Source organism: Haladaptatus sp., from assembly GCF_049589095.1.
In the GTDB taxonomy this organism is placed as follows: domain Archaea; phylum Halobacteriota; class Halobacteria; order Halobacteriales; family Haladaptataceae; genus Haladaptatus.
The window spans coordinates 1-3757 of the sequence record NZ_JBAWAC010000082.1; the positions used below are offsets into that span (position 1 = coordinate 1).

The following is a 3757-nucleotide window of genomic DNA, read 5'->3' on the forward strand; positions in this document are numbered from 1 at the left end:
TCTCATCACGCCGCACACCGGCGGCCACACGCCGCGCCACTGGGAACGCCTCGCCGACATCGTCGCGGAGAATATGAAACGTCTCGAAACCGGGGAAACGCTCGAAAACGGGGTTCTCGCACCGGGGCAGAACCCGGACTGAGTGCTTATTTATGCCGTGAATAGCCGACGCGGGAAGTCGGCGAGCACTTCGGCACCGTTCGCCGTGACGCGGAACGTCTCGCTCAACTCGACGTCGAAGTCGTCGAACCAGAGGCCAGGGATCATGTGGAAGGTCATGTCTTTTTCCAATATCGTCTCGTCGCCCGGCCGCATGCTGGCGGTGTGTTCGCCCCAATCCGGCGGGTAGCCGAGGCCCATCGCGTAGGCGATGCGGTCCTCCTTTTCGAGGCCGTACTGCGCGATGGTGTCCCGCCAGACCTTCTCGACAGATTCGCAGGTGACGCCGGGTTCGACGGCGTCGATTGCGGCTTCCAGTCCCTCTACCACTACGTCCGCCCGCCGTTGCATCTCGTCCGGCGGGTCGCCGACGAACGTCGTCCGGGCCAGCGGCGAGTGATAGCGGTGCCGACAACCCGAGAGTTCGATGATCACGGGGTCGCCGTCCTCGAACTCGCGGTCGGTCCACGTGAGGTGGGGCGTCCCGGTGTGGTCGCCCGAAGGCATCAGCGGGACGATGGACGGGTAGTCGCCGCCGAACTCCTCGGTACCGCGGATGAGCCCGTCGTAGATTTCCGCCGCGGCCTCGTACTCGGGGACCCCTTCCTCGATTGCGTCGAGTCCGGCGAGCATCGCGTTTTCGGAGATGCGCGCCGCCTCCCGCATGTAGTCGAGTTCCTGTTCGCTCTTTTTGATTCGAATCCAGTTGACGAGCAGCGTTGCGTCCTCGAAGGTGGCGTCGGGGAGGTTCTTCTGGAGGCGGGTGTAGGATTTCGCGGTGAAGTAGTAGGCGTCCATCTCCAACCCGATGCGACCGTCCTCGGCGTCGAGGTCCTCTACGACCTCCCCCAAGTGATCCATCGGATGGAGGTCGTACGGGGAGTGAACGTAGTCGTCGCTGTACGGGAGAATGCTCTCCTCGTCGAGCCAGGTGGTCGCACGCGCGCCGTTGGCGTCCATACCGCGGCCCACCCACACAGGTTCGTCGCGTTCCAGCGTGACCACGACGGCCTGATGGACGTAGAACGACCAACCGTCGTATCCCGACAGATAGTTCATGTTCGCGGGGTCGGCTACGACGAGCGCGTCGAGTTCCTCCTCACGCATCCGCTCTTTCGTTCGTTCCAAACGCGTTTCGTACTCGGTATCGTCGAAGATTGTTCGTGGCATGCTAGCGGCACTCACCAGAACGTTCGTGGAATAGCTGTTTAACTTTTTTGTGTACGCAGAAAACGAATGTTGTGTACAACCGTGCACGTCGCCGACGACTGCGAGCGCCGCGTCCGGTGACGTCATCGTCAACGATCACGACCGCCGATCAGGGACGATTCGTTCTACTCCGCTTCCAGATACTCCCGTATCTCCGCGTCGTCCAACGCGTCCAGAACGCGTTCGGTGCCGTACGTCTCGACGAGGCGACTCACCCCACGTCGGGAGCGTTCCTCGACGGCGTCGTCGGGGACGCGCGTCTCGAACGCGCTGTCGATGTACCGTTCGCGCAGTTCCTCGAACCGCTCCTCGTCGATATCTGGATCGTCCTCGACTTCGTCCTCGTACCATTCGCGCCAGCGGTCGCGGTCGCCCCAGTCGCCCGAGAACTCCGAATCCCGGCGAAGCCAGTCGTAGTGGGGTGCGACGCCGCCGGAGAACCCTTCCTCGTTTCGGAGGTCCTCCAGCAGACATCGAGCGACGTGTGCGCCGTGACCGGCAGCGATGATGGTTTGAACGCTCCGCTGTCCGGCGGGTGCGGCGACGTAGAGGCCGTCGATGGGCGTCCGGCCGTCGGCATCGGCGTACTCAGGGTCGAAGTGTTCGTGTTCTTCGCCGTCGTGCTCGTGGCGTTCGAACATCTCGTCGCCGCTGAGCGGCCGGAGGTACTCGCCGTCGTACCACGCGGCCGCGATGACGCGGTCCGCCGTGACGTTGCGACCCTCTTGCGTTTCCACGACGAACGCCGACCCGTCTTCACCGCGGGTGATGGATTCGACCATATCGGGAACCAGTTCACACCCCGCTTCCTCGACGTGGGCGTGCATCAACTCGTAGAACGTGTCGATATCGACACCGGCGGGGAACCCGAGGTAGTTCTCCAAGTACGCGCATCGTCGAAGTGCCGCGTTCCCCCGGTCGAAGACGACGGTATCGAGGCCGTATCGTGCGGCGAACACACCCGCCGAACTGCCGCCGGGACCGCCGCCGACGATGACCACGTCGTAGTCGGTCATCGAACTCGCCCCGCGGTGCCGTCCGTCCCATCGTCCGACCGCGGGATTTCACACGTATCCCGGTCCGGCGATTGCTTCGTAGTGGCCGAGCGATCTCCGAGTTCCGTCGGATATCCTACCATGTTTTTAGGCCCGCCTAAAATTTTATAGAGGTTTCGGTCGGACCGTCGGCCGATCGACCCGATATCGGTGTCCTGATCGGTCGGCGATCGTTGTCTTCCGATACCTTCCGCTCGAACGGCAGTCTCTGCCGTAACCAACGCCGTTTTGTCATCGTCACGACGACGGGACAACATACGATGGTACATGCCAGCGTCGTCGGTTGTGGGAACATGGGCGGTTCACTCGTGAGAGGCTTGTCGAGAAGCGGAAATCACGCCGTCACTGCCTGTGACGTGGACCCGGATGCACTGGAAGCGGTGTCGGAGTACTGTGAGAAAACGACGACGGACCTCGCGGAGGCGACCGAATCGAACGTCGTGTTCGTCGCCCTGAAACCGGATCTCGTGGGCGACATCGTCGCCGAACTCGACCTCTCGTCCGAACAGACGCTGGTCTCCATCGCGGCGGGCGTCCCGACGACCGCGCTCGAACCGTTGACGGACGCGACGGTGGTCCGACTCATGCCGAACCTCGCGGCCGAGTCGGGCACTATGGCAGCGGCCATCGCCGGGGACGAAATCCCCGAAACCGTCCACGAACTCCTTGACGACGTCGGCGTGGTCGTCGAAATCGACGAATCGGCGATGGACGTCGCGACTGCCGTCAACGGCAGCGGCCCGGCGTTCGTCTTTTACTTCATCGACGCCATGGCACAGGCGGGAGTGAACGGCGGCCTCAGTCGGCAGGACGCGAGAACGCTCGCCGCACAGACGTTCAAAGGAGCGGCGGAGACGGTGCTCCAGTCCGACGAGAGCGTTCCCGATCTGATAGACGCCGTCTGCTCACCGAAGGGAACGACGATAGAAGGGATGGAAGTACTCCGCGACAGTTCGGTCGAGGGGACCGTGACCGAGTCGGTCGCCGCCGCCGAAAACCGATCCAAGGAGCTGATGGTCGATTATGACGATGAGTGATACCGTCGAACGAAATTCGCTCGAACGGGCACGGCAACGGGCGGCGACGGCCGACCGCGTCGTCGTCAAAGCCGGGACGAACTCGTTGACGGACGACACGTCGAACCTCGACGACGACAAACTCGACAAACTCGTCGACGACGCCGTCGCCCTGCTCGAAAACGGGAGTGAGGTGCTGTTCGTCTCCTCCGGTGCGGTCGGCGCGGGGAAGGGTCGGGTCGGCTACCCCGACGACACCGTCGAGGAGTCGCAAGCGCTCTCGACCGTGGGCCAGTCCCACCTCATGCGACGCTACAC

Annotated in this window: 3 protein-coding genes and 2 pseudogenes; 3 read left to right on the forward strand and 2 right to left on the reverse strand. The window is 63.2% G+C overall.

The genetic code is table 11. The features are described from left to right. Window positions 1–142 (forward strand): annotated as a pseudogene (locus tag WBV42_RS02845) (D-2-hydroxyacid dehydrogenase); the annotation flags it as partial. Between the two features lie 8 nt (window positions 143–150). Here the strand turns inward: WBV42_RS02845 and WBV42_RS02850 are convergent. Beyond that, window positions 151–1329 (reverse strand): M24 family metallopeptidase, encoded by a 1179-nt coding sequence (locus tag WBV42_RS02850; RefSeq protein WP_423984694.1) that lies wholly within the window; start codon window positions 1327–1329, stop codon window positions 151–153. A 164-nt stretch (window positions 1330–1493) separates the two neighbouring features. Then, window positions 1494–2384: an FAD-dependent oxidoreductase gene (locus tag WBV42_RS02855; protein ID WP_423984695.1), complete on the reverse strand. Its 891-nt coding sequence runs from the start codon at window positions 2382–2384 to the stop codon at window positions 1494–1496. 299 nt (window positions 2385–2683) lie between these two features. On the opposite strand from WBV42_RS02855, the gene proC reads away from it, so the two are divergent. Both proC and WBV42_RS02865 read left to right on the forward strand, forming a co-directional pair. Beyond that, complete coding sequence (gene proC, locus WBV42_RS02860) at window positions 2684–3460, forward strand: pyrroline-5-carboxylate reductase (protein ID WP_423984696.1); 777 nt, start codon at window positions 2684–2686, stop codon at window positions 3458–3460. After that, window positions 3453–3757, forward strand: a pseudogene (locus WBV42_RS02865) (glutamate 5-kinase); the annotation flags it as partial. The gene proC and the pseudogene WBV42_RS02865, both read left to right, overlap by 8 nt.

Bases quoted from the DNA above. Each gene is read 5' to 3' on its own strand.
- WBV42_RS02855 (WP_423984695.1), bottom strand. From the start codon at position 2,384: ATGACCGACTACGACGTGGTCATCGTCGGCGGCGGTCCCGGCGGCAGT.
- WBV42_RS02850 (WP_423984694.1), bottom strand. From the start codon at position 1,329: ATGCCACGAACAATCTTCGACGATACCGAGTACGAAACGCGTTTGGAA.
- proC (WP_423984696.1), top strand. From the start codon at position 2,684: ATGGTACATGCCAGCGTCGTCGGTTGTGGGAACATGGGCGGTTCACTC.